Genomic DNA, 24,230 nt, shown 5'->3' with positions numbered 1-24,230 from the left:
TGCTGACTCTTATCTAGACTGATTCTTTTGCACCCTAGTCGAACAAGGTCAGTCATGAATAATAATCGCCATCCTGCAGACGGTAAAAAACCGATCACTATTTTCGGCCCGGATTTTCCTTTCGCCTTCGACGACTGGATCGAGCATCCGGCCGGATTAGGCAGTATTCCGGCCGAGAACCACGGCAAGGAAGTGGCGATTGTCGGCGCTGGCATCGCAGGCCTGGTCGCTGCCTATGAGCTGATGAAGCTCGGCCTCAAGCCCGTGGTGTACGAAGCCTCGAAGATGGGCGGCCGTTTACGCTCGCAGGCGTTTGAAGGCACTGAAGGAATCATCGCCGAGTTGGGTGGGATGCGTTTCCCGGTGTCGTCCACGGCGTTTTATCACTATGTCGACAAGCTCGGCCTCGAATCAAAACCCTTCCCTAACCCGCTGACCCCCGCGTCCGGCAGCACGGTGATCGACCTGGAAGGCACCACGTATTACGCACAACAATTGTCGGATCTTCCTGCACTGTTTCAGGAAGTAGCCGACGCCTGGGCCGATGCACTGGAAGCCGGCTCGCAATTCGCCGACATCCAGCAAGCCATCCGTGACCGCGATGTGCCGCGCCTGAAAGAGCTGTGGAACACTCTCGTGCCCCTGTGGGATGACCGCACGTTTTACGATTTCGTCGCCACATCCAAAGCCTTCGCCAAACTGTCCTTCACCCACCGCGAAGTGTTTGGCCAAGTGGGCTTCGGTACCGGCGGCTGGGACTCGGACTTCCCCAACTCGATGCTGGAAATTTTCCGCGTCGTCATGACCAACTGCGACGATCACCAACACCTGATCGTCGGCGGTGTAGAACAAGTGCCACTGGGCATCTGGCGCCATGTGCCGGAACGTTGCGCTCATTGGCCAGCAGGCACCAGCCTCTCGTCGTTGCACCACGGAGCAGCGCGTACCGGGGTCAAACGGATTGCTCGCGCTGACGATGGCCGCTTTGCCGTTACCGACAACTGGGGCGACACCCGCCACTACGCAGCGGTGCTGACCACCTGCCAAAGCTGGCTGCTGACCACCCAGATCGAATGCGAAGAGTCGTTGTTCTCGCAGAAGATGTGGATGGCACTCGACCGCACGCGCTACATGCAATCGTCAAAAACATTCGTCATGGTCGACCGCCCGTTCTGGAAGGACAAAGACCCGGAAACCGGTCGCGACCTGATGAGCATGACCCTCACCGACCGACTCACTCGCGGCACGTATCTGTTTGATAACGGCGACGACAAGCCGGGGGTGATTTGCCTGTCCTATTCGTGGATGAGCGACGCGCTGAAGATGCTCCCACAGCCCATCGAAAAGCGGGTGAAGCTGGCCCTGGACGCGCTGAAAAAAATCTATCCGAAGGTGGACATCGCCGCGCGCATTATTGGCGACCCGATCACGGTGTCGTGGGAAGCGGACCCACATTTCCTAGGGGCTTTCAAAGGCGCATTACCGGGACACTACCGCTACAATCAGCGCATGTACGCGCACTTCATGCAGCAGGACATGCCCAGCGAACAACGCGGAATTTTCATCGCCGGGGACGACGTGTCGTGGACACCTGCCTGGGTTGAAGGCGCAGTGCAGACGTCATTGAATGCGGTGTGGGGCATCATGAATCACTTCGGCGGCAGCACCCACCCAGAGAATCCGGGCCCAGGTGATGTCTTCGACGAAATCGGGCCTATCGCGCTCGCTGATTGAGAGGGAGACACGGACATGCGCATCGCCCTGTATCAATGCCCGCCGCTGCCGCTGGATGTCAGCGGCAACGTGCATCGCCTGGCGCAACAGGCGTCTCAAGCCGCAGCACAAGGGGCAGACCTGTTGGTCTGCCCGGAGATGTTCCTGACCGGTTACAACATCGGAGCGGCCGCAGCATTTTCGCTGGCCGAAACCCGTGACGGTCACTCGGCCGAGCAGGTGGCGGCCATCGCTCAGGCAGAGGGAATTGCCATTTTGTATGGCTACCCCGAACGCGCCAGCGATGCGCAGATTTACAACGCCGTACAGCTGATTGACGCCCAGGGCAGGAGCGTCTGTCATTACCGTAAGACCCATCTTTACGGTGAGTTGGATAAGTCGATGTTCGCCGTCGGTGGCGATGATTTCCCGGTGGTTGAATTGAATGGCTGGCGCCTCGGCCTGCTGATTTGCTACGACTTGGAGTTCCCGGAAAATGCGCGGCGCCTGGCCTTGGCCGGCGCTGATCTGATTCTGGTGCCGACCGCGAACATGGTGCCCTACGATTTCATTGCCGAGGTCACTGTTCGCGCCCGCGCGTTCGAAAACCAGTGCTATGTGGCCTACGCCAATTACTGCGGCAGCGAAGGCGATATCCACTACTGCGGACTGAGCAGCATCGCTGCACCCGATGGCAGCCGAATCGCTCAAGCAGCACGGGATGAAACGTTGATCATTGGCACGCTGGATCGGCAGTTGATGGAAGACTCGCGCGCGATCAACAGCTACTTCAAGGACCGACGGCCGGCGCTGTATGCAGGACTGAGCAAAGGCTGAACCGTTCGTGTCGCGCTCTTTGCGAAAGCAATACCGACCCAAACCCCGGCATATCCGCTAGCATGACAATCCTCTCGCTGAAACGCCGGAAGATGGCATGCCCGCGCTGAATTCCCACACTGTCGAACACCTCACGTTGCCGAACGGGCTGCGGGTTGTGCTGTGTCATGCCCCGCGCCTGAAACGCTGCGCGGCAGCCTTGCGAGTGGCGGCTGGCAGTCATGACGTACCTGCGATGTGGCCAGGCCTGGCGCACTTTCTTGAGCATCTGTTTTTCCTCGGTACCGAGCAGTTTCCAGCCGAAGAGAATCTGATGGCCTTCGTCCAGCGCCATGGTGGACAGGTCAATGCCAGCACCCGAGAGCGCACCACGGACTTCTTCTTCGAACTACCGCAGCCTGTGTTTGCCCAAGGGCTGGAGCGCTTGTGTGAAATGCTCGCTCATCCGCGCATGACCCCGGCCGCTCAACTGCGCGAGCGTGAAGTGCTGCATGCCGAGTTCATCGCGTGGTCTCGGGATGCCGAGGTCCGTTATCAAACAGACTTGATCCAACCCCTTTCAGCGCGACATCCACTGCGCGCGTTTCATGCCGGTAATCGCTACAGCCTGCCGGTACCACGTCGGGCTTTTCAGCAGGCCTTGCACGACTTTTATCAGCGCTTCTATCAGGCCGGGCAGATGACCTTGAGCCTGACCGGTCCGCAACCGCTGGCCGAGTTGAAAGCCCTGGCCACGGCGTATGGCAGCTGCATCGGCGCAGGGGAAAAGACTGAACAGTCCAAGTCAGCGCCATTGATGAGCGGAGCGCCCCGCCCGCAGCCCATTGCCGATCCGCGTCGGCTGCATCTGGTTTTTGCGTGCGAAGACTTACCGGAGTCCAGCCCCGACGCGGTGGCGTTTTTCTGTACCTGGCTGGCCGCCGCACACCCTGGCAGTTTGCTGTTCGAACTGCGTGAACGCGGCTTGATCGAATCGCTCAGCGCCGCACCGCTGTATCAGTTCGATCAACAACTGTTGCTCAATATCGAGTGCGTATTGACTGTCGACGGCATTGGACAGCGCAGGCAGATCACCGCGTTGTTCTTTGACTGGCTGGCGTTCTTCAAGGCCCAAGACGACTGGTCGACCCTGCGTGAAGAATACGCGCTGCTGCAACAACGCCGCTTGGCGGTGGGTAGTGCCCTCGATCTGGCACGGCATTTTAGTGAGCACCTTGAGCGGGCGGATTGGCTGTTGCCCCTAAACGCCCTGCTCACCCAATTGCAGCCCTCGCGGGTGTTGCATCCGCTGGCTGACGCCGCTGTGGATAACTCGAGCACCGGACAGGTTGCGTGGCGCTTACCTGAACCCAATCCATTCCTGCGCCCCGCCACGCCGCCGGTCTTGAGCGTGCCAGCGGCGGCGTCCATGCACTTCAGCGAAGTCCTGCCCTGCGACGCCGGCGAAGGGGCGATTTTCCTGCGCTGGCGACTGGACGCGGCGCATCCCGACCTCTGGCAGATGCTCAACGACAGCCTGAAAACCCTCTGTGATACCGCGCAACAAGCGGGGGTCAGCCTTGGATTCAGTGCGTACGGCCATTTTTGGCAACTCAAGCTAAGCGGCTTGTCTGCACCGATGCCAGCCATCCTCCGTCACGCCTTGCACTTACTGACGGCACCCGACAGCAACACCTTGGCACAATATGGTCAGGCCAGCACCGAGCCCCCCCAGATTCCGATCCGACAGTTGCTCAAGCGCTTGCCGGATGCCTGCCAAGGCCCTGTTGTGTGCGTTCACGCCAACAATTTACCGGCCCTGTGGTCAACCGCGCAGTGGATGGGTTTCGCTGTCGGTCTGTCAGACGATGGCCGCGCCACGCTGAATGCCGAGCTGAAGCTGATGCCCGGCACGCTCGATGACCAGCCCTTGAAAGCGCCGCTCCCTCGGCCGGGTAAACACTGGCACACAGAGCCGTCGGAATCATCTGAAAATGCAGTGCTACTGTTCTGCCCCGCGCCGAGCCAAAACCTGTTTGACGAAGCCGCCTGGCGCGTATTGGCGCACCTCGGCCAAGCGCCCTTCTATCAACGCCTGCGAGTCGAACTGCAACTGGGCTATGCCGTATTCAGCGGCTTTCGGCAGGTAGCCGGGCAAGCGGGATGGCTGTTGGGTGTGCAGTCGCCCAGCGCCACGGCAGCCGACATCATCAATCATCTGCAGGAGTTCATCAGCCGCTTGCCGACGTTGATCTACGAAGCGAATCTGCCGCTACAGCAGCAAGCATTGGCCGCGCAGTTCGAGACAGCCGCCATGGACCTCCTGCAAGCCAGCGAATGGCTCTGGCAGGCGCACCTTGCCGGGCATGACGAAGAGTATCCGCGCCATTTGCAAACGGCTCTTTTATGCATCAATCAGCAACAATTACTGCGCGCCGCTGATCAGCTAGTGAATGCGACCGACGGCTGGCTATGCCTGGCTAACCGCTTGAGCCCGAGCCTTCCCTGGCAAGCGGACGGGTGACTATCCTCCATTCTGCAATTGGCTATGTTGAAAATTGCGGCGTATACAGGGACAAGAGTTTAGTAACATAGCTACCTAAGCATCTGAACGTCTCCCTGCGAAGGTGGACTAAAGATGTAGTTATCCCTGCTGTACCTACTCTAAAGGAGTCTTTTATGTGGACTAAACCTGCTTACACTGATCTGCGGATCGGCTTCGAAGTCACCATGTACTTCGCAAGCCGTTGATGTCGACGCGGTCTAACGCCTCGGCTCGCCGGGGCGTTTTTGTTTATAGCGTCGTTGAAACCCAAATTTCGAACCTCGCGTGGTGGAGCTGATATGTACATCCAGATTCTAGGTTCCGCCGCGGGTGGTGGCTTCCCTCAGTGGAACTGCAACTGCACCAACTGCGCGGGTTTTCGCGACGGTAGCCTGCGGGCTGTGGCTCGCACTCAATCCTCCATCGCCCTGTCGGACGACGGCGTGCATTGGGTGTTGTGCAACGCCTCACCAGATATCCGCGCACAACTCCAAAGCTTCGCGCCCATGCAGCCGGGCCGTGCCCTGCGTGACACCGGCATCAACGCCATCGTGTTGATGGACAGCCAGATCGACCACACCACTGGCCTGCTCAGCCTGCGCGAAGGCTGCCCGCATCAGGTCTGGTGCACCGACATGGTTCATGAGGACCTGAGCACCGGCTTCCCGCTGTTCCCCATGCTGACCCACTGGAACGGCGGCCTGAACTGGAATCGCATTGAGCTTGAGGGCAGCTTTGTCATCCCCGCCTGCCCGAATCTGCGTTTCACCCCGTTCCCGCTGCGCAGTGCCGCCCCCCCCTATTCGCCACACCGCTTCGACCCGCATCCAGGCGACAACATTGGCCTGATCGTTGAAGACCTGAAAACCGGTGGCAAGCTGTTCTATGCGCCAGGCCTGGGCAAAGTCGATGAAGCATTGATCCAGAAAATGCGTGCCGCCGACTGCCTGTTGGTGGACGGGACGATGTGGGAAGACGACGAAATGCTGCGCCGTGGCGTCGGCACCCGCACCGGTCGCGAGATGGGCCACCTGTCACAGAATGGCCCCGGCGGCATGCTCGAAGTGCTCGAGCAACTGCCGGAACAGCGCAAAGTGCTTATCCACATCAACAACACCAACCCGATCCTCGACGAAGACTCCCCGGAGCGCGCCGAGCTGGCACGGCGTAATGTCGAAGTTGCCTACGACGGCATGAGTATCGAGCTTTAGGAGCCCACATGAGCGACGCCACTGCGCTGTCCCCCGCTGAATTCGAACAGGCCCTGCGCGCCAAGGGTGCGTATTACCATATCCATCACCCGTTCCACGTGGCGATGTACGAAGGCCGTGCGACCCGTGAGCAGATTCAGGGCTGGGTCGCCAACCGCTTCTATTACCAGGTGAACATCCCGCTCAAGGATGCCGCGATTCTGGCCAACTGCCCGGACCGTGAAGTGCGCCGCGAGTGGATTCAGCGTTTACTCGATCACGACGGCGCGCCGGGTGAAGACGGTGGCATCGAAGCCTGGCTGCGTCTGGGTCAGGCGGTGGGGCTGGACCCGGATCAGTTGCGCTCGCAGGAATTGGTCCTGCCCGGCGTGCGTTTCGCCGTCGATGCCTACGTCAACTTCGCCCGCCGTGCCAATTGGCAGGAAGCCGCCAGCAGCTCGCTGACCGAATTGTTCGCGCCGCAGATCCACCAGTCGCGCCTGGACAGCTGGCCGCAGCACTATCCGTGGATCGACCCCACCGGTTACGAGTATTTCCGTACCCGTCTGGGTCAGGCCCGACGTGACGTGGAGCATGGGATGGCGATCACCTTGCAGCACTACACCACGTTCGAAGGCCAGCAGCGCATGCTGGAAATTTTGCAGTTCAAACTGGACATACTGTGGAGCATGCTTGATGCCATGAGCATGGCCTATGAGCTGAACCGCCCGCCCTACCACAGCGTCACCGACCAGCGCGTCTGGCACAAGGGGATAGCCTTATGAGCTTCGATCAACACCTGACGCCACGCTGGCGCCAAGGCTATCGTTTCCAGTATGAGCCTGCGCAAAAAGGTCATGTGCTGCTGTACCCGGAAGGCATGATCAAACTCAATGAAAGCGCCGGCGCCATTGGCGGCCTGATCGATGGCGAGCGCAGCGTCGCGGTGATTATCGAGATGCTGGGCCAACAGTTCCCAGGCTTTCCCGAACTCGGCGCCGACGTCGAGCAGTTTATGGAGGTCGCTCGTGCTGAACACTGGATCGAACTCATCTGAGTTGACGCAGCAACTACCGCCCAAGCCTGAAACCGGTTTGCCTTTATGGCTACTGGCCGAGCTGACGTATCGCTGCCCGCTGCAATGCCCGTACTGCTCCAACCCGCTGGATTTCGCCGCGCAAGGGCAAGAGCTGACCACCGAAGAGTGGTTCAAGGTGTTCCGTGAAGCACGGGAGATGGGCGCGGCGCAGATCGGTTTTTCCGGCGGCGAACCGCTGGTGCGTCAGGACCTGGCAGAACTGATTGCCGAAGCACGTCGGCTGGGTTTCTACACCAACCTGATCACCTCCGGCATAGGTTTGACCGAACAGAAGATCGCTGACTTCAAAAAAGCCGGGCTGGACCATATCCAGATCAGCTTCCAGGCCAGCGATGAGCAGGTGAACAACCTGCTGGCCGGCTCGAAAAAAGCCTTTGCGCAGAAGCTGGAAATGGCCCGCGCAGTGAAAGCCCACGGCTACCCGATGGTGCTGAATTTTGTCACCCACCGGCACAACATCGACAAGATCGACCGCATCATCGAGCTGTGCATCGCACTCGAAGCGGACTTCGTCGAGCTTGCCACTTGCCAGTTCTATGGCTGGGCGCAACTCAACCGTGTTGGCCTGTTGCCGACCCGTGAGCAACTGGTGCGTGCCGAGCGCGTCACCAACGAATACCGGGCCAAACTGGCCGCAGAAAATCACCCGTGCAAACTGATTTTCGTCACACCGGATTACTACGAAGAGCGCCCAAAAGCCTGCATGAATGGCTGGGGCAGCATCTTCCTCACCGTGACCCCGGACGGTACCGCCCTGCCGTGCCATGGTGCGCGGCAGATGCCGGTGCAGTTTCCCAATGTGCGCGATCACAGCATGCAGCACATCTGGTACGACTCGTTCGGCTTCAATCGTTTCCGTGGTTATGACTGGATGCCCGAGCCCTGCCGTTCTTGCGACGAGAAGGAAAAAGACTTCGGTGGATGCCGTTGCCAGGCCTTTATGCTGACCGGCGATGCCAGCAATGCCGACCCGGTCTGCAGTAAATCGGAGCATCACGGGATGATTATTCAGGCCCGCGAAGAAGCCGAGTATGCTACTCAGACCATTGAGCAGCTGGCTTTCCGCAATGAACGCAACTCACGCCTCATCATCAAATCCTGAGCTTTTAAGTGCCGCGCAGGCAGTGGCGGCGGGCGTTGATTTCGCAGAACTGGCGGTCAGCCCGGCCGGCCTGTTCTGGAACGAATACCGCCCTGAAGATGCCGCCTGTCGCGTCTGGCGCTGGCATCAGGGCCAGACGCAATGCCTGACGCCTGACGGTTTCAGTGTGCGCAGTCGGGTCTATGAATATGGCGGTGGTTCGTTCTGCTTGAGCGACGACGCCGTACTGTTCGTCAATGAGGCTGATCAGCAAATATATCGCCAACGGTTCGATGACAGCGTCCCTGAGCTGTTGAGCCGTGGCAACAAACGTTATGGCGATTTGCGATTTGCCAACGGTCAGATTCTGGCCGTGGAAGAAGATCACGACACCCATCGTTTGGTCGCCCTCGATATCGCGGACGGTCAACGCCATCTGCTGGCTGAAGGCGCTGATTTCTATGCTGCGCCGACCCTTGGTCCCATCGGTAAGCGCCTGGCCTGGATCGAGTGGCAACGCCCGCATCAGCCATGGACCTCGACCCGGTTGATGTGCGCAGAACGCCAGACCGATGGCCATTGGGGACGAGCACACTGTGTTGCCGGGGATGTCACCGAGGAGTCTCTGCAACAACCGCGCTTCGATGCCCAGGACCGCCTGTTTTGCCTGACTGATCGCGATGGATTCTGGCAGCCGTGGGGCGAGACGCCCACCGGCCTCGCGGCGCTTCCTGCTGCCAGGGCTGATCACTCCCCCGCGCCGTGGCAATTGGGCGGCAGCACCTGGCTGCCGCTGGATAACGGCGATTATCTGGCGAGCTGGTCCGAAGAGGGTTTTGGCCGACTGGGTATGTGTCATGCCGACGGCACGTTGGAGGATTTCACTGGCGATTACAGCCGCTTCCGCAGCCTGGCCGTGGATGAGCAGTTTATCTACTGCATCGCGGCCTCGGCGATCAGCCCTTCAGCCGTTCTGGCCATCCAGCGCAAGGACCATCGCGTGCAGGTGCTGGCCGGTGGTGTTGCGCCGCTGCCCGCCGAGCGCATCAGCCGCCCTCAAGCGCTGCGCTACCCAAGCAGCACCGGCGAGGCTCATGGCTTTTTCTACCCGGCCATGACCGGTGAGCAAAAACCACCCTTGGTGGTGTTCATTCATGGCGGCCCGACGTCGGCCTGTTATCCGGTCCTGGATCCGCGTATCCAATACTGGAGTCAGCGCGGATTCGCTGTCGCCGACCTCAACTACCGTGGCAGTACCGGTTATGGTCGCGCCTATCGGCAAAGCCTGCATTTGAACTGGGGCGAAGCCGACGTCGACGACGCCTGTGCTGTGGTCGCATACCTCGCCGAACGGTCGATGATCAACCCTGATCAGGCCTTCATTCGAGGCGGCAGTGCGGGCGGCTACACCACCCTGTGTGCGCTGGCGTTCCGTCGGGTGTTTCGCGCAGGGGCGAGTTTGTACGGCGTCAGTGATCCGATTGCGCTAGGCCTTGTGACTCACAAATTCGAGGCGGATTATCTGGATTGGCTGATCGGCGATCCCGAGAAAGACATAGAGCGCTACCAGGCCCGTACCCCGCTACTGCACGCCAGCGAGATCAGCGTGCCGGTGATCTTCTTTCAGGGCGAACTGGATACGGTGGTGGTGCCCGCGCAGACCCGCGACATGCTTAAGGCCTTGCTGGACAATAATATCCGCGCCGAAGCCCACTTCTACCTCGACGAGCGCCACGGTTTTCGCAAGGCGGCGAACCAGGCCCATGCGCTGGAAGAGGAATGGCGGTTTTATCGCGATGTCATCGACAGCTGCGACACGGTGCAGGCCCCTCAAGCCGCAACAACATCCCGGCGCTCGTGACTTGAAGCGGTCGAGCGGGCCAATACCGCCGCCACCGGCCTGCTGCCTTCCACCGCGCAGCCCAGGACGATGATGTCGGCGCGGATCCCGCAACATGTTTCACACAGCAGCGTTTCGCGACGGCCCATACCCGTCAGGGTTTCATCGAGAATCAACAGGATCTTCAACTCGCGACACAGCTGGGCGACACCCTGAAAGTACGCACGGGTCGCGGCCAGGCTTTCGTGGCCGCCGCGAATCGGCTCCAAAATGATCGCAACAGTCTGCGCGTCGACAGCGGCATGCAGCGCCGCCAGATCATTGAATGGAACGTTGATCGCATTCGGTCTGCAGCTGCCCGACGAAATGATCCCGAAGGCACCGCGGCGATGCTCCTGACCCCAAGTGCTTGTCAGCCTGATTGCCACCTCCCGGGCCTCGGCGGCAGTCTCGACGATAAGCACCTGATCGCTGGCCGTACTGCAGCGCAAGCGCTCACCCAGACTGAGTCCCGCGTACGCATCAGCGCTTTCCGGTTCCAGCTCGATACCCGCGTCATTCTGTTCCAGACGGCCAAACAACAGCTTGAACACGTTCATGCCCGCAACCCCACCAGCGGAAGCCCCAGCAGGCGGTCGGTCCAGTCTTCGACCTGCCCGGTGCGTAAGCGCTTGAGCGCAATATCACGCCAGCGCGAAGCGAGTGCGGGGCAATCCACCAGTTTTTTCAGACCCGCACGCTCCAGCGGCTCCGTGTAGAAACTGCGCAAGGCCCACGCCACGGTCAAGCCGGGGTAGCTGCGCTGAACCAGCTCGAAAGGATCGCTCGCACTGACGAACCCGGGTTTGAGCACCCGGTAAAACCAGCCACAGCGACCACTGTCTTGCGCCTGTTGCGGCATGTCTTGCAGACCCCAGCGCTGGCTCAAGCGATAACACGGCGAGCGCGGCTGACTGATCTGCAGCAGCGCCGTGCCCCAGCGGAACATGTCGCCCAGGCAGGCGTGCTCTTCGGTCAAGCCAAGGGTGGAGAGGTTTTCGCCAAACGCCGGGGCGCTCCAGTCGATGTGCGGATAAAGCGTGCGCCAGTAGGCATAGTGTTCGGCGGGATAATGATGCAGCGCGCGTTCTGGCCCGGTATGAAAGCGCGGATCGCCATGCTCATCACATCCCAGGCCTTGTGGCCAGAGCCAAGTTCGGCGTTCGAGCCGCTGTTTATCGATATCAATGACCAATCCATGACCAAGGTTTTTTGCTTTCCCTATGTAAACGCCTTCGACATACACGCTATTCATCGAAATTTCTGGCCCTGTAAGCCTCGTGGAATGGGCGTAGACTAGGCTTCCTAGGGGCTCACAGCCATTTCGATTTCCCAGCATTTTCGATAAGATTTACTTATGGATTTTCGGCAGCTGCGGTATTTTGTCGCTGTATATGAAGAAGGCCACGTCGGACGGGCCGCGGAGCGACTTTCACTGTCGCAGCCGGCGCTTTCGCAGCAGATTCGTCAGCTCGAACACACCCTTGATGTCAGCCTGTTCGAACGCAGCAGCAAGCGTCTGGTGCCGACCCTGGCCGCACATACGCTTTACAATCACGCCCTGCCTTTGCTCGACGGCATGCAACGCGCCCGCGATGCACTGCGTAACTTCAAAGGGCAGTCGGCACATACCTTGGCGATTGGCGTGCTGCAAACGGTGCTGGGCCTGGTGCCACAGTTACTCGAGCGCGTACGCAAGGCGCAGCCGCATTTGGTGGTGCACATCTACGAGCTGTCCGGACTGGAGATCGAACGGCGCCTGCTCAATGGGGCGCTGGACATCGGCATCAGCTTTCTGCCTGCGCATCAACCCGGCTTGCACAGCTTGTTGCTCTATGAAGACGAGTTACAGTTGGTCATCCCCGCCAACCACCCGCTGCGCGAGTTCAAGAAGGTATCGCTAAGTCAGGCGGCGGAACTGCCGATGCTGTTGCTGGGCGAAGAGTATCAGGTGCGGCAAATCTGGCAGGCACAACTGGCTAACCTGGGACGCAGGCCGCATGTGCAGGCGGAACTCAATAGCATGTCAGGCATACTCGACAGCCTGCTCAATACCACGTTGGCGACGGTATTACCGGGGCGCGTGCAGCAAACTCAGGAAAACCCGGGGCTGCTTTGGAAACCGCTGACAGAACCGCGGGTGCCGCTCAAGGTTGGATTGGTTTTCCGCGATGCGCAACGTCAACAGCCGACGCTGGAACTGCTGCGTTCATTGATGGAGGAAGTGGTCAATGGACGTCCGGGCCTGCCGGTGTCGCTGGATGAGCTGAGCTGACATCTATCAGGCGAGTGACGCTAAATCGCGCACAAAAAGAAAACCCCGCCGAAGCGGGGCTTTGCAGACTGTTTCCCTGACATCCTTTTCGCCCCGCCATCCTGGCAGGAATCCTTACGTGTCCGTGTTGTGTTTTATGCGCTTCCTGCGCTACGTCCATGTGAAGTAGATTAGCTTTGGATCCATACAAACGATAGGGGCAAACAGCAGCACGTCATGTAAGCAAATGCTTACATTGCGTCAGACCTGTCCGACCCGAAATCAAAACTGCGAAGCCTCGAGCAGGAACAGCGTTTCACTGCCAGCCTTGACCGACGCGCTCAAGGACTGAATACGCGGCAGCAGACGGGCGAAGTAGAAACGCGCAGTTCCCAGTTTGCTGGCGTAGAAGTCTTCCCGGGTTTCTTTACCGAACGCCGCCTTGGCCATCAAGGCCCACATGTAGGCGTAGGCGGTGTAGCCGAAAGCGTGCAGGTACTCGACCGATGCAGCGCCGATTTCGTTGGGGTTATCTTTGGATTGCTCCAGTACCCAATGCGTCAGTTCATCGAGGGTATCGAGTGCAGCGTTCAACGGCTTGGTGAATTCGGCCAGCTCGCTGCCGGCACCGGCGGTGAACTGACGAATTTCGTCAGCGAAGAGCGTGTAGTACGCACCGCCGTTGCCCACGATTTTGCGCCCGACCAGGTCCAGCGCCTGGATACCGTTAGTACCCTCGTAGATCTGGGTGATCCGCACGTCGCGGACCAGTTGCTCCTGGCCCCACTCACGAATGAAGCCGTGGCCGCCGAACACTTGCTGACCGTGCACTGTGGTTTCCAGCCCGAGATCGGTCAGGAACGCCTTCGCCACTGGCGTCAGCAACGCCACCAGATCATCGGCACGTTTACGCGCTGCAGCGTCTTCGCTGAACTTGGCGATATCCAGTTGCATGGCCACGTAAGTGGAGAACGCACGACCGCCTTCGTTGGAGGCTTTCATGGTCAACAGCATGCGGCGCACATCGGGGTGAACAATGATCGGATCGGCGATTTTATCCTTGGCTTTAGCGCCGGTCGGCGAGCGACTTTGTAGGCGGTCGCGGGCATATTCGATAGCGTTCTGGTACGAACGCTCGCCGGAGGCCAGGCCCTGGATACCGACACCCAGACGCTCGTAGTTCATCATGGTGAACATGGCCGCCAGGCCTTTGTTAGGTTCACCCACGAGATAACCGACCGCCGCATCGAAGTTCATCACACAGGTAGCGGACGCCTGAATACCCATTTTGTGTTCGATGGAGCCACAGCTGACCGGGTTACGCTCACCCAGAGTCCCGTCGGCATTGACCATGAACTTGGGCACCAGGAACAGCGAGATGCCTTTCGGGCCTGCTGGCGCATCTGGCAGCTTGGCCAGGACCAAATGGATGATGTTTTCAGTCAGGTCGTGCTCGCCGCCCGTGATGAATATCTTGGTGCCGCTGATTGTGTAGGAGCCGTCGGCCTGAGGATCGGCTTTGGTGCGAATAATCCCCAGATCGGTACCGGCATGGGACTCGGTCAGGCACATGGAACCGGCCCAGACCCCAGAGTACATATTCGGCAGATAAGTGGCCTTGAGCGCTTCGCTGGCATGGGTGTTGATCGAGACACACGCACCGGATGTCAGCATCGGATACAAACCGAACGCCAGGCTTGAGGAATTGATCATTTCTTCGACCTGAGCCGACACTACTTTGGGCATGCCCATGCCGCCGAACGCCGGGTCACCACCGACACCGACCCAACCACCGTCAGCGTACGTCTGATAAGCCTCGGGGAATCCGGCCGGAGTGGTCACGACGCCGTCATTCCAGTGGCAGCCCTCTTCATCGCCACTCCGACTGAGCGGCGCGATGCTTTTGCTGGTGACTTTACCCGCCTCTTCGAGAATGGCCTCTACCGTGTCGGCGTCCACTGTTTCGGCCAACGCCGGCAGCTGAGCCCAAAGCGTGGCGACCTCGAAAACTTCATTAAGGACGAAGCGCATATCACGCAGGGGCGCTTTGTAGTCAGCCATGGCAAACCTCGCAAAAAATTGAGCCGGTGTAACGGAGACATCAAGTGTAACCGAACACCATTTGCGACACATAGGGTCAAAGCATGACCAATTTGTAATTTTTGGTCATGCTTATTGAGGCGATGCCGCGCTCACGACCGGCTAGGGATTACAAGGCGAACAGCTGCGCGGGCAACTGCATCAGGCAATCACTGCCCGCCTCGATGGCCGCTTGGTGGGCACCGGTGCGCGGCAACAAACGCTTGAAGTAGAACGAGCAGGTCGCCAGCTTGGCCTGGCAATAATCCGCCTCGCCGCTGCCGTCCTCCAGCTGAGTCTGAGCCACCAGTGCCATGCGCAACCACAGGTACCCAAGAATGATATAGCCGCTGTACATCAGGTAATCCTGCGCAGCTGCGCCCACTTCGTCCGGATTTTTCATGGCCGCCATGCCGATGTGGGTGGTCAGTTCGCCCCACTGTTTGTTTAATCCACTCAACTGCGCAACGAAGCCCTTGAGCTGTGGATGCCCGGCATTGGCTTCGCAAAATGTGTGGACGATTTTGGTGAAGCCACGCAGCAGTTTTCCTTGGCTGCCCAATACTTTGCGGCCGAGCAAATCGAGGGCCTGAATGCCGTTGGTGCCTTCATAAATGGGTGCAATCCGACAGTCGCGCACCAACTGCTCCATGCCCCACTCACGAATATAGCCGTGGCCGCCGAAGACCTGCATGCCATGGTTGGTCACTTCCAGGCCGGTCTCGGTCATGAACGCTTTGCAGATCGGCGTGAGGAACGCCAACAGGTTTTCCGCCTCCTCGCGCTGACCCGCGTCGCTGCTCATGTGTGCGGTATCGAGCAACTGGGCAGTCATGTACGTCAGTGCGCGATTGCCTTCGTTGAAGGCTTTCATGGTCAGCAACATGCGGCGAACATCAGGGTGGACAATGATCGGATCAGCGACCTTATCCGGCGCTTTGGGGCCGGTCAGCGCACGCATCTGTAAACGTTCATTGGCGTATTTTATCGCACCCTGGAAGCTGGCTTCGCCCAGGCACAAGCCCTGCATCCCCGTGCCCAGGCGTGCGTGGTTCATCATGGTGAACATGCAGTTGAGGCCCTTGTTGGCCTCGCCGATCAGGTAACCGGTGGCGCTGTCGAAGTTGAGCACGCAGGTGGCCGACGCCTTGATCCCCATCTTGTGTTCGATCGAACCACACGACACGCCGTTGCGCTGGCCCGCGTCGCCTGCGGCGTCCGGCAAGAACTTGGGCACAATGAACAGCGAGATGCCTTTGGTGCCCGCCGGTGCATCCGGCAGTTTCGCCAGTACCAGGTGCACGATATTCTGGCTCATGTCGTGTTCGCCAGCGGAGATAAAAATCTTGCTGCCGGACACGGCGTAGCTGCCATCCGCTTGCGGTACGGCCCGGGTTTTGATGATGCCCAGGTCGGTACCGCAGTGGGCTTCAGTCAGGCACATAGTCCCGGTCCATTGACCTTCAGTCAGCTTGCTCAGGTAGGTCTGTTTCTGCGCGTCAGTGCCGTGGGTATGGATCGCCGACATCGCGCCATGGGTCAAGCCGGGGTACATCCCCCAGGACGTATTACTCGACCCGATCATTTCGCTGATGACCAAGCCCAGAGACAATGGCAGCCCCTGCCCGCCATAAGCCGGATCCGCTGCCAGGCCGTGCCAGCCGCCCTCGACGTATTGGGCAAACGCTTCCTTGAAGCCCTTGGGTGTGGTGACCACGCCCTGATCGAAATGACAGCCTTCTTCATCGCCAGACCGGTTCAGCGGCGACAGCACCTGTTCGCAGAATTTGGCCCCTTCTTCAAGGATTGCGCGGACCATATCCGGGCTCGCGTCGTCAGCTCCGAGCCTTGCGTAATGAGCTGGAAAGTCAAAAACGTAGTCGATCAGAAAGCGCATATCGCGCAGGGGAGCTTTATAGTCAGGCATGGTTTTTTCTCCGGCAGCAGATGCGTCAACCTACTGCGCAGACCTGACCCGAACAACCACACTAGAGACGCTGAATGCGCCGTCATCACTCAACCGCCAGCGCCAGCCATCCGCACTGCGCCGCTGCGGCTCTGGCCGTGGAACATCACGCAATTGCGCCCTGCACCTTTGGCACTGTAGAGCGCCTGGTCGGCAGACTTGAGGACTTCCTCGGCAGTTCGGTGGTCCACTTGCCGTTCGGCGACACCGATACTGACGGTCACCGAAACGCTGCTCGCCTGGGCACTGCTTCTGCGTTGACGACCCTGTTGATCGTCTTGTGGACGATCCTGATTGCGTAGATGAATGTTGTATGTGGCGATGGCTTCGCGGATCGCCTCCAGGTGGGGCATGCATTCTTCCAGCGTCTTGCCCGCGAACACCACGGCAAATTCTTCACCGCCATAGCGGTAGGCACGACCACCGCCAGTGACTTTCGACAACTTGCTGGCCACCAGACGCAGCACCTGATCGCCGACGTCATGCCCATGGGTGTCGTTGAATTTCTTGAAGTGATCGACGTCGGTCATCGCCAACACATAATTACGCCCCAGGCGCTGCATGCGCTCATTAAGCGCACGACGACCAGGCAGTCCGGTGAGCTCATCGCGAAAGGCCATTTGATAAGCCTCATGTGCAACGGCCGCAGCAATCATCAGCATCACCTGGCTGCACATGACATTCAGGGTGAACGGCAGAATGAATGTTTTTGGCAGCGCCCAGAACAACCCCACCAAACCCACTATCTGAGCAGCGTGCAACGGACGCGGTTTGCGTAGGTATTGCACCGTCAACAAGACGAAGCTCGCAAAAAATACCGGGTACGCCAACTGAATCAGGCTCATCCAGTTGCCATGCAGGGCCGGCCAGCGGATCACCGCCAGCCAGCTCAGCAGCGCCTGTGGATAACTTTGCTCCAACGCCAGGGCGACACTACCAACCGCGAACAATACGGCAAAGCGGGCCACCAGATCGCGGAACAAATGGGTGCGCTCCTCCCATGCAGCGAACACACCGAACAACAGCGGCAGCAACAGGCAGCACAGGTGAAAGACCACGGCAGCGTCTTCACGCACCTTGCCATTGTCTCGGTAATAATCGGTCTGGGTGTCGAGCAGGAAGTAGGCGGTGTAGACCGTGATCATCAGAAACAGCTCGCGCTGACGCCGATAGACCCCGCAGTAAGCACCACCCAATAACAGAACCAGGGTTGGCAGCACGTTGAACAGCGAAGTGAAGAAGACGTTGAGGTCCTTCACGTACGCAGCAGCAAGCCCCGCAACCAACAGCAACAACGATGGCAGGAAATGACTAAAACGTACGGGAGAAAAACGCGGCAAGGGGGATGACTCCTACCCGGCGTAACAATAGAAATATCGACAGATGGCATTGTGCCTGCACTGCCTGCGTTAAGCACTCAAATGGCTCAAAAACATGCTCAAGTCTTTGTTAGCGGCCACATCGGGGAAATCTGAACGTAAAAAAGCCGCTTCCCCCATAGGAGAAGCGGCTTTTCAGAGGCTGCGCGAGGGTTTAGTAACCCAGAGCGAAGTTTTCTTCTTTCATGTCCATCAGGTTGTTTGCACCCGACAGCATGGTCACAACGTGTGTACGGGTACGCGGCAGAATGCGCTGGAAGTAGAAACGTGCTGTTTGCAGCTTGGCTGTGTAGAACGCTTCTTCGCTGGTACCGGCAGCGAGCTTTTCCGCCGCCAGACGTGCCATGTCAGCCCAGAAATAAGCCAGGCATGCATAACCGGAATACATCAGGTAATCCACCGACGCAGCACCGACTTCTTCGCGATCTTTCATGGCCGCCATACCGACCTTCATGGTCAGCTCGCCCCATTCTTTGTTCAGCGCAGCCAACGGCTCGACGAACTCTTTGACTGCTTCGTTGCCTTCGTTGGTCTGGCAGAACTTGTGGACGATCTTGGTGAAGCCCTTGAGCGCTTCGCCTTGGGTCATCAACACTTTACGGCCGAGCAGGTCCAACGCCTGAATACCGGTGGTGCCTTCGTACAGCATGGAAATACGGCTGTCGCGAACGTTCTGCTCCATGCCCCACTCGGCGATGAAGCCGTGGCCACCATAGATCTGCACACCATGGTTAGCAGACTCGAAGCCCACTTCTGTCATGAAGGCCTTGGCAATCGGGGTCATGAACGCCAACAGGGCGTCTGCTTGTTTCTTCTGTTCAGCGTCCTGGCCGTACTTGACGATGTCGACCAGCTTGGCAGTGAAGTACACCATCGCACGGTTGCCTTCGGCGAAGGCTTTCATGGTCAACAGCATGCGACGTACATCAGGGTGCACGATGATCGGGTCGGCGGCTTTTTCCGGCGCTTTCGGGCCAGTCAAAGAACGCATTTGCAGGCGATCACGCGCATATTTCAAGCCGCCCTGGAAGCCGATCTCGGCGTGAGCCAAGCCTTGCAACGCAGTGCCCAAACGCGCGGTGTTCATAAAGGTGAACATGCAGTTCAGGCCTTTGTTCGCCTGGCCGATCAGGAAACCGGTGGCCGCGTCGAAGTTCATCACGCAGGTCGCGTTACCGTGGATGCCCATTTTGTGTTCGAGGGAGCCACAGTTCACGGCGTTGCGAGCGCCGATGCTGCCGTCAGCGTTTGGCAGAAACTTCGGCACGATGAACAGCGAGATACCTTTGGTGCCAGCCGGTGCGTCCGGCAGACGTGCCAGCACGATATGGACGATGTTGTCGGCCATGTCGTGTTCGCCAGCAGAAATGAAGATTTTGGTGCCCGTAACTTTGTAGGAACCGTCAGCCTGAGGTTCGGCTTTGGTGCGCAACATGCCCAAATCGGTACCGCAGTGCGATTCGGTCAGACACATGGTGCCGGTCCATTCGCCGGAAACCAGCTTGGTCAGGTAAGCCTGCTGCTGTTCTTCGGTGCCGTGCTCGGAAATGGTGTTCATCGCGCCATGAGACAGGCCTGGGTACATCCCCCACGACCAGTTGGCTTCGCCAACCATTTCACTGACTGCCAGACCCAGCGACTCAGGCAGGCCTTGGCCGCCATGCTCGACGTCATGAGCCAGGCTTGGCCAGCCGCCTTCCACGAATTGTTGATAAGCCTGCTTGAAACCCGACGGGGTTTTCACGCCGGACTCGCTCCAGGTGCACCCTTCGGTGTCGCCGACACGATTCAGCGGAGCCAACACCTGCTCACAAAACTTGGCGCCTTCCTCAAGAATGGCGTCAACCATGTCTGGAGTAGCGTCCTGGCAAGCCGGCAGGCTTTGATAATGCGCTTCATAACCGAGCAGTTCGTCACGAACGAAGCGAATATCACGCAAGGGGGCCTTGTAGTCAGGCATAGCGATAAACCTCTGCTGATGAATCCTGGAATGAATGACCGATCGGTCGCTGTGGGGATTTCCCCAACCACCTGACAATCTCAAGTTGCCTAGCGGTCAAACAGTTGTTTGAAACATACGTTTACGACCAAACCTTGTCAAGCTTAGCAAGCGAGCCATTCATCGCCGATGGGCTGTACATCCCGCGCGCAAAGGTCCGCAGCCGCAGACAAGCACGCTCAAGACGACTATGCCGAGCAGTCTCGAAAAAGAAATTTTAGTTGAGTGTAAAAGAGGTAGGGGTGTATCGCGGTGCGCGGGCGCGCACCGAAAGGACTGAATTCAAGCGTGGGTATCGATCAGCGTGCCAAGCACTTCATCGGAAGCCTTGGCAACCTTGACCCCGAGTTCTGCCTGGATCTTGCCCATGGACAGTTCCACCGCACTGGAGGCCAGGTCGGTTTGCCGGCTGCGATCAACCGAATGCAGGCGGTCAGCCTGGTAGTTGGACGACTGGTTATTCGCGGAGGTTTCGACCCCGTTTTGGGCGATCTGGCTGGCCGCTTGATCGACACGCGCCTGCCCGCCCTGAATGCTGCTCAGGCCCGAGTAGAAAGCAGTGTTTCCGGAGATTTCCATACGACGGTCCCTCAGTTCATAAAGCGAACCCGATCATTGAAGCAGACTGAAGCCTAAAAGGCCCGACAAAAAGACTAATAGCAATTGGCCGCACGATAGTCAAAGTACTTTTGACGCAGCACTGTCGCGCAGCAAACCCGGTCAATTGTAGGCGCTGCCGAAGGCTGCGATAGACGGCGTGAGCCCCTCAGGTCGCCCCTTAATCCAGCAACTCCAGATGAAGAAATTCCGCCACGGCCTCAGCCGTCGGTTTTTTCAGCCGAGGCACGCGTCCCAGGCACGGCGCTGGCAAGCGTTCGGCCAGGGTGGCGAGGTTTTCTTCCAGGCGAGCCGTCTTGCCATCGATAATGTTGGCGACCCAGCCCGCCAGCTGCAGGCCGTCCCGGGCGATGGCTTCGGCGGTCAACAGTGCGTGGTTGATGCAACCCAGACGCACCCCAACTACCAAAATCACGGGCAATTGCAGTGCCTTTGCAAGATCGGACAGATTGCTCTGGTCGGCGAGCGGCACGCGCCAGCCCCCAGCCCCTTCAATCAGGGTGAAGTCAGCACCCTTGCTCAATAGATAGCGCATGGGTTCCAGCAGAGATTGCACGGTCAATGCCACGCCAGCTTCGCGCGCCGCCAAATGGGGAGCGATGGCCGGCTCGAATGCCACCGGGTTCACCTCTTCATAGGTCAGCGCCACTGAGCACTCCGCCAGCAGTGCCTGTGCATCGGCGTTGCGCAGGCCCTCGGGGCTAACAACGCAATCCGACGCTACCGGTTTGCCCGCTGCCGTGCTCAACCCTGATTGGCGGGCGGCATACAGCAGCCCGGCGGCAATAGTGGTTTTACCGATGTCAGTGTCGGTACCCGCGATGAAGTATGAACTGTTCATCTCAGTGCCTTACGTTCAAGGTTTTTCCAACACCGCGTAGACCACTTGGTAAGTGGCCGGCAGCCCTTCACTCTGGCGAAAATGCTCATACGCGTCGATCAATCCCAGTATGCGCGCGCGTCCGGTCAAACCACCGGGTCGGCCAGGGTTGAGGTTGTGCGCGCCGAGGGCTTTCAGCTCATGAGTCAGGCTGCGCACGTCCGGGTAATGCAGGACATGGGGCTGCACTTCGAGGCTTCGCACCCGCAAGCCACTGGCCGCGCACAGCTGTTGATAGTCGTCGAGCGGGCGGAAATGGTTAACGTGCACCAGGCCGTCCACCGCCTGCCAGCTTTCGCGCAGCTCATATAAGGTGCCGACACACAGGCTAGCAAACGCCAACACGCCCCCCGGTTGCAGCACACGCCGCGCTTCGCTGAGCACCGCAGCAAAGTCCGCGCACCACTGCACCGCAAGGCTGGAAAAAATCAGCCCACAGCTTTGATCCACCAACGGCAGGCGCTCGGCATCACCGGCGACAAAGTGCTGCGCCCCGCCCGATGGACGCGCATGACGCAACATGCCTTCGGCGATATCCAGCGCGAGGCCTTCGCTCTGGGTGAAATGTTCAGCCAGCGCGCGACTGAAATAACCAGTGCCGCTGCCCAGGTCCAGCCAGCGCGATGGGTTCAGCGGAGGCGGCAAGCGTGCGAGCAGTTCGCTGCCCACGGCGCGCTGCAATTCGGCGACGCTGTCGTAGCTGGCCGCTGCACGGGAAAAGGACGCGGCAACCTGACGCTTGTCGGGCAAGGCACCGGACAGGGTGGTGTTTGGTTGTTTGAAACAGGATAAATCAGTCATCACCCGACTCATGCAAAAAGGCCTGAATTGCCGCAGCCACTCCGTGGGGATTTTCCAAGATGAACGCATGACTGGCCTCTTCGATCAGGCCAACCTCGACATCAGGCAGCAGGGTCAGCACATCACTGGCAGCCTCTGCCGGTACCAGCGCATCAAGGCCCGCGAACAGGTGCAGTTGCGGACCACGATAGGCCTGTAAGGCAAGCCGGGTATCGAGCTGCCCCAGCAACTTCAAGCCATTGAGCAGCACGTCAGCCGGGGTGTGGGGTGCACCGGCATACAGCAGGCGCGCCAGACCGCGCGGGTCTTCGGCACCTTGCACGCACAACAGGCTGAAGCGCTTGAGCGTGCCCAAGGGATCGGCGCTGCACCCTGCAAGAAACGCATCGAAGTCCTCGGGCGGCATCGCGCTGGGCCAGGCGTCACGCGATACAAAACAGGTGTTGCTGGCAAACGTCAGCAAACCACAGCAACGATCGCCGCGGCGCGCAGCCAGTTCCGCTGCCAGCATGCCACCGAGCGACCAGCCGCCAAGCCATGCGTTATCCGGCAACGTGGCGTCCAGTTCATCGAGCAGCTCACTCAGCTCGACGTTTCCGAAAGCGGACACGTCGAACTCGGGTAGCGGCTCTACTTCAACCCGCAAATGTTCGTCCAGACCGCGTAAAGCAGCAGCCAACGGCTCCAGCGGCGAGATCCCGAGACCCCAGCCCGATAGCAAAACAAGACGATCACGCATGGCCTGCTTCCACCGATTCGCATGTGTCGAGCAGCGGGTAACACTGCGCCAATGCACTTAACAATAGCTGCACTTGCGCCTGGCTGTGAGCCGCGGACAAGGTCACGCGCAAACGCGCACTGCCGGCGGGCACGGTAGGCGGGCGAATCGCGGTCACCAGCAGGCCGCGCTCACGCAGCATCTGCGACAGGCGCAAGGCGCGGCCACTGTCGCCAATCAGGATCGGCTGGATCGGGGTGAAGCTGTCCATCAGTTGCAGGCCGATCTGCTCGGCACCGCTACGGAACTGCTGAATCAAACGCGTCAGATGCTCCCGACGCCAATGCTCAGTGCGCAACAGCTCAAGGCTTTTCAGCGTGGCGCAGGCCAGCGCAGGCGGTTGGCTGGTGGTGTAAATGTAGGGCCGGGCGAACTGGATCAGGGTTTCGATCAAATCGTCACTGCCCGCGACAAATGCCCCGGCCGTGCCGAACGCTTTGCCGAGCGTGCCGACCAATACCGGCACGTCCTCCAGGCTCAAGCCGAAGTGCTCGACGATCCCCGCCCCGGTGGCGCCCAACGGGCCAAACCCATGGGCGTCGTCAACCATCAACCAGGCGCCTTTGGCCTTCGCCGCTTGCGCCAACGCTGGCAGATCGGCCAGGTCGCCGTCCATGCTGAACACGCCATCAGTGACCACCAGCGTATTACCGCTGGCTTTCTCCAGGCGCGCGGCAAGGCTGCTCCCGTCGTTGTGCAGGTAACGTGAAAACCGCGCACCGCTGAGTAAGCCGGCATCGAGCAAAGAGGCGTGGTTAAGGCGATCTTCCAACACCGTATCGCCCTGCCCGATCAGCGCCGTCACGGCACCCAGGTTGGCCATGTAGCCATTGGAAAACAGCAAGGCACGAGGACGACCGGTCAGGTCGGCAAGGGCTTCTTCGAGTTCATGGTGCGGGCTGCTGTGGCCGATCACCAAATGCGAAGCACCACCGCCCACGCCCCAGCGTTCAGCACCTGCTCGCCAGGCGGCAACCACATCAGGGTGATTGGCCAGGCCCAGATAATCGTTGCTGCAAAAGGCCAACAAGGGCTGACCATCGACCACCACTTCAGGGCCTTGTGGGCTTTGTAACAGAGGGCGGTGGCGATACAACTGTTCAGCGCGACGAGCAGCCAGACGCGTGCGGAGATCGAAAGACATGCAGGCTCC

The 24,230-nt window shown here is 59.4% G+C and carries 21 protein-coding genes; 10 read left to right on the top strand and 11 right to left on the bottom strand.

All coding sequences use genetic code 11. From position 1 onward, the window contains the following. Positions 1–54 precede the first annotated feature (54 nt). The 9 genes from ACVBEG_RS26385 (at position 55) to ACVBEG_RS26345 (ending at position 10,305) form a co-directional block, all read left to right on the top strand. The gene (locus ACVBEG_RS26385; RefSeq protein ID WP_322182560.1) at positions 55–1,734 is read left to right on the top strand and encodes a flavin monoamine oxidase family protein; all 1,680 of its coding nucleotides are present in this window, start codon (positions 55–57) and stop codon (positions 1,732–1,734) included. A 15-nt stretch (positions 1,735–1,749) separates the two neighbouring features. Beyond that, positions 1,750–2,550, top strand: coding sequence for a carbon-nitrogen hydrolase family protein (locus tag ACVBEG_RS26380; protein ID WP_322182563.1), 801 nt, complete (start codon positions 1,750–1,752; stop codon positions 2,548–2,550). A gap of 97 nt (positions 2,551–2,647) precedes the next feature. Next, positions 2,648–5,053 (top strand): pyrroloquinoline quinone biosynthesis protein PqqF, encoded by a 2,406-nt coding sequence (pqqF, locus tag ACVBEG_RS26375; RefSeq protein ID WP_322182565.1) that lies wholly within the window; start codon positions 2,648–2,650, stop codon positions 5,051–5,053. A gap of 155 nt (positions 5,054–5,208) precedes the next feature. After that, positions 5,209–5,280, top strand: coding sequence for a pyrroloquinoline quinone precursor peptide PqqA (gene pqqA / locus ACVBEG_RS26370; RefSeq protein ID WP_008365141.1), 72 nt, complete (start codon positions 5,209–5,211; stop codon positions 5,278–5,280). 93 nt (positions 5,281–5,373) lie between these two features. Further along, the gene (gene pqqB, locus ACVBEG_RS26365) at positions 5,374–6,285 is read left to right on the top strand and encodes a pyrroloquinoline quinone biosynthesis protein PqqB (RefSeq protein ID WP_322182567.1); all 912 of its coding nucleotides are present in this window, start codon (positions 5,374–5,376) and stop codon (positions 6,283–6,285) included. Positions 6,286–6,293: 8 nt separating this feature from the next. Continuing rightward, a complete protein-coding gene (gene pqqC, locus ACVBEG_RS26360; RefSeq protein WP_322182569.1) occupies positions 6,294–7,049 on the top strand; it encodes a pyrroloquinoline-quinone synthase PqqC in 756 nt (251 codons plus the stop codon). Beyond that, on the top strand, positions 7,046–7,321 hold the full coding sequence (gene pqqD, locus ACVBEG_RS26355) for a pyrroloquinoline quinone biosynthesis peptide chaperone PqqD (RefSeq protein ID WP_447108424.1): 276 nt from the start codon (positions 7,046–7,048) through the stop codon (positions 7,319–7,321). The genes pqqC and pqqD overlap by 4 nt, the downstream gene beginning before the upstream one ends. Continuing rightward, on the top strand, positions 7,293–8,465 hold the full coding sequence (gene pqqE, locus ACVBEG_RS26350) for a pyrroloquinoline quinone biosynthesis protein PqqE (RefSeq protein ID WP_374029324.1): 1,173 nt from the start codon (positions 7,293–7,295) through the stop codon (positions 8,463–8,465). The genes pqqD and pqqE overlap by 29 nt, the downstream gene beginning before the upstream one ends. Further along, entirely contained in the window at positions 8,431–10,305 is a 1,875-nt protein-coding gene (locus ACVBEG_RS26345; protein ID WP_447108423.1) for an alpha/beta hydrolase family protein, read from the top strand. The genes pqqE and ACVBEG_RS26345 overlap by 35 nt, the downstream gene beginning before the upstream one ends. On the opposite strand, the gene ACVBEG_RS26340 is transcribed toward ACVBEG_RS26345, so the two are convergent. Both ACVBEG_RS26340 and ACVBEG_RS26335 read right to left on the bottom strand, forming a co-directional pair. After that, on the bottom strand, positions 10,275–10,883 hold the full coding sequence (locus ACVBEG_RS26340; protein ID WP_322182575.1) for an aminotransferase class III-fold pyridoxal phosphate-dependent enzyme: 609 nt from the start codon (positions 10,881–10,883) through the stop codon (positions 10,275–10,277). The two genes, ACVBEG_RS26345 and ACVBEG_RS26340, sit on opposite strands and share 31 nt — an antisense overlap. Beyond that, positions 10,880–11,578 carry an MOSC domain-containing protein gene (locus ACVBEG_RS26335; RefSeq protein WP_322182577.1) on the bottom strand — a complete coding sequence of 233 codons (699 nt, stop codon included), beginning with the start codon at positions 11,576–11,578 and terminating at the stop codon, positions 10,880–10,882. Before ACVBEG_RS26335 ends, ACVBEG_RS26340 begins: the two co-directional genes overlap by 4 nt. A gap of 102 nt (positions 11,579–11,680) precedes the next feature. Here ACVBEG_RS26335 and ACVBEG_RS26330 point away from each other — a divergent pair, with 102 nt between their 5' ends. Then, complete coding sequence (locus ACVBEG_RS26330; protein ID WP_322182579.1) at positions 11,681–12,598, top strand: LysR family transcriptional regulator; 918 nt, start codon at positions 11,681–11,683, stop codon at positions 12,596–12,598. Between the two features lie 261 nt (positions 12,599–12,859). On the opposite strand, the gene ACVBEG_RS26325 is transcribed toward ACVBEG_RS26330, so the two are convergent. The 9 genes from ACVBEG_RS26325 to bioF form a co-directional block, all read right to left on the bottom strand. Continuing rightward, on the bottom strand, positions 12,860–14,638 hold the full coding sequence (locus ACVBEG_RS26325) for an acyl-CoA dehydrogenase C-terminal domain-containing protein (protein WP_322182581.1): 1,779 nt from the start codon (positions 14,636–14,638) through the stop codon (positions 12,860–12,862). A 148-nt stretch (positions 14,639–14,786) separates the two neighbouring features. Further along, positions 14,787–16,583, bottom strand: a complete 1,797-nt coding sequence (locus ACVBEG_RS26320) for an acyl-CoA dehydrogenase C-terminal domain-containing protein (protein WP_447108422.1) — start codon at positions 16,581–16,583, stop codon at positions 14,787–14,789. Between the two features lie 89 nt (positions 16,584–16,672). Continuing rightward, entirely contained in the window at positions 16,673–17,962 is a 1,290-nt protein-coding gene (locus tag ACVBEG_RS26315; RefSeq protein WP_322218349.1) for a GGDEF domain-containing protein, read from the bottom strand. 193 nt (positions 17,963–18,155) lie between these two features. Next, positions 18,156–19,961, bottom strand: coding sequence for a phenylacyl-CoA dehydrogenase (locus tag ACVBEG_RS26310; protein WP_219064565.1), 1,806 nt, complete (start codon positions 19,959–19,961; stop codon positions 18,156–18,158). 321 nt (positions 19,962–20,282) lie between these two features. Next, entirely contained in the window at positions 20,283–20,579 is a 297-nt protein-coding gene (locus ACVBEG_RS26305) for a pyrroloquinoline quinone biosynthesis protein PqqE (RefSeq protein WP_447108421.1), read from the bottom strand. 199 nt (positions 20,580–20,778) lie between these two features. Next, a complete protein-coding gene (bioD, locus tag ACVBEG_RS26300; RefSeq protein ID WP_322182591.1) occupies positions 20,779–21,459 on the bottom strand; it encodes a dethiobiotin synthase in 681 nt (226 codons plus the stop codon). Between the two features lie 15 nt (positions 21,460–21,474). Then, on the bottom strand, positions 21,475–22,299 hold the full coding sequence (gene bioC, locus ACVBEG_RS26295) for a malonyl-ACP O-methyltransferase BioC (protein WP_322182593.1): 825 nt from the start codon (positions 22,297–22,299) through the stop codon (positions 21,475–21,477). Next, positions 22,292–23,038: an alpha/beta fold hydrolase gene (locus ACVBEG_RS26290; RefSeq protein ID WP_322218355.1), complete on the bottom strand. Its 747-nt coding sequence runs from the start codon at positions 23,036–23,038 to the stop codon at positions 22,292–22,294. The genes bioC and ACVBEG_RS26290 overlap by 8 nt, the downstream gene beginning before the upstream one ends. Beyond that, entirely contained in the window at positions 23,031–24,221 is a 1,191-nt protein-coding gene (gene bioF / locus ACVBEG_RS26285; protein ID WP_322218358.1) for an 8-amino-7-oxononanoate synthase, read from the bottom strand. Before bioF ends, ACVBEG_RS26290 begins: the two co-directional genes overlap by 8 nt. Positions 24,222–24,230 lie beyond the last annotated feature (9 nt).

This window comes from Pseudomonas sp. GG8 (assembly GCF_052976945.1).
Note: the sequence above shows the minus strand (reverse complement) of the source record. Positions and strands in the feature narration are given on the sequence as shown.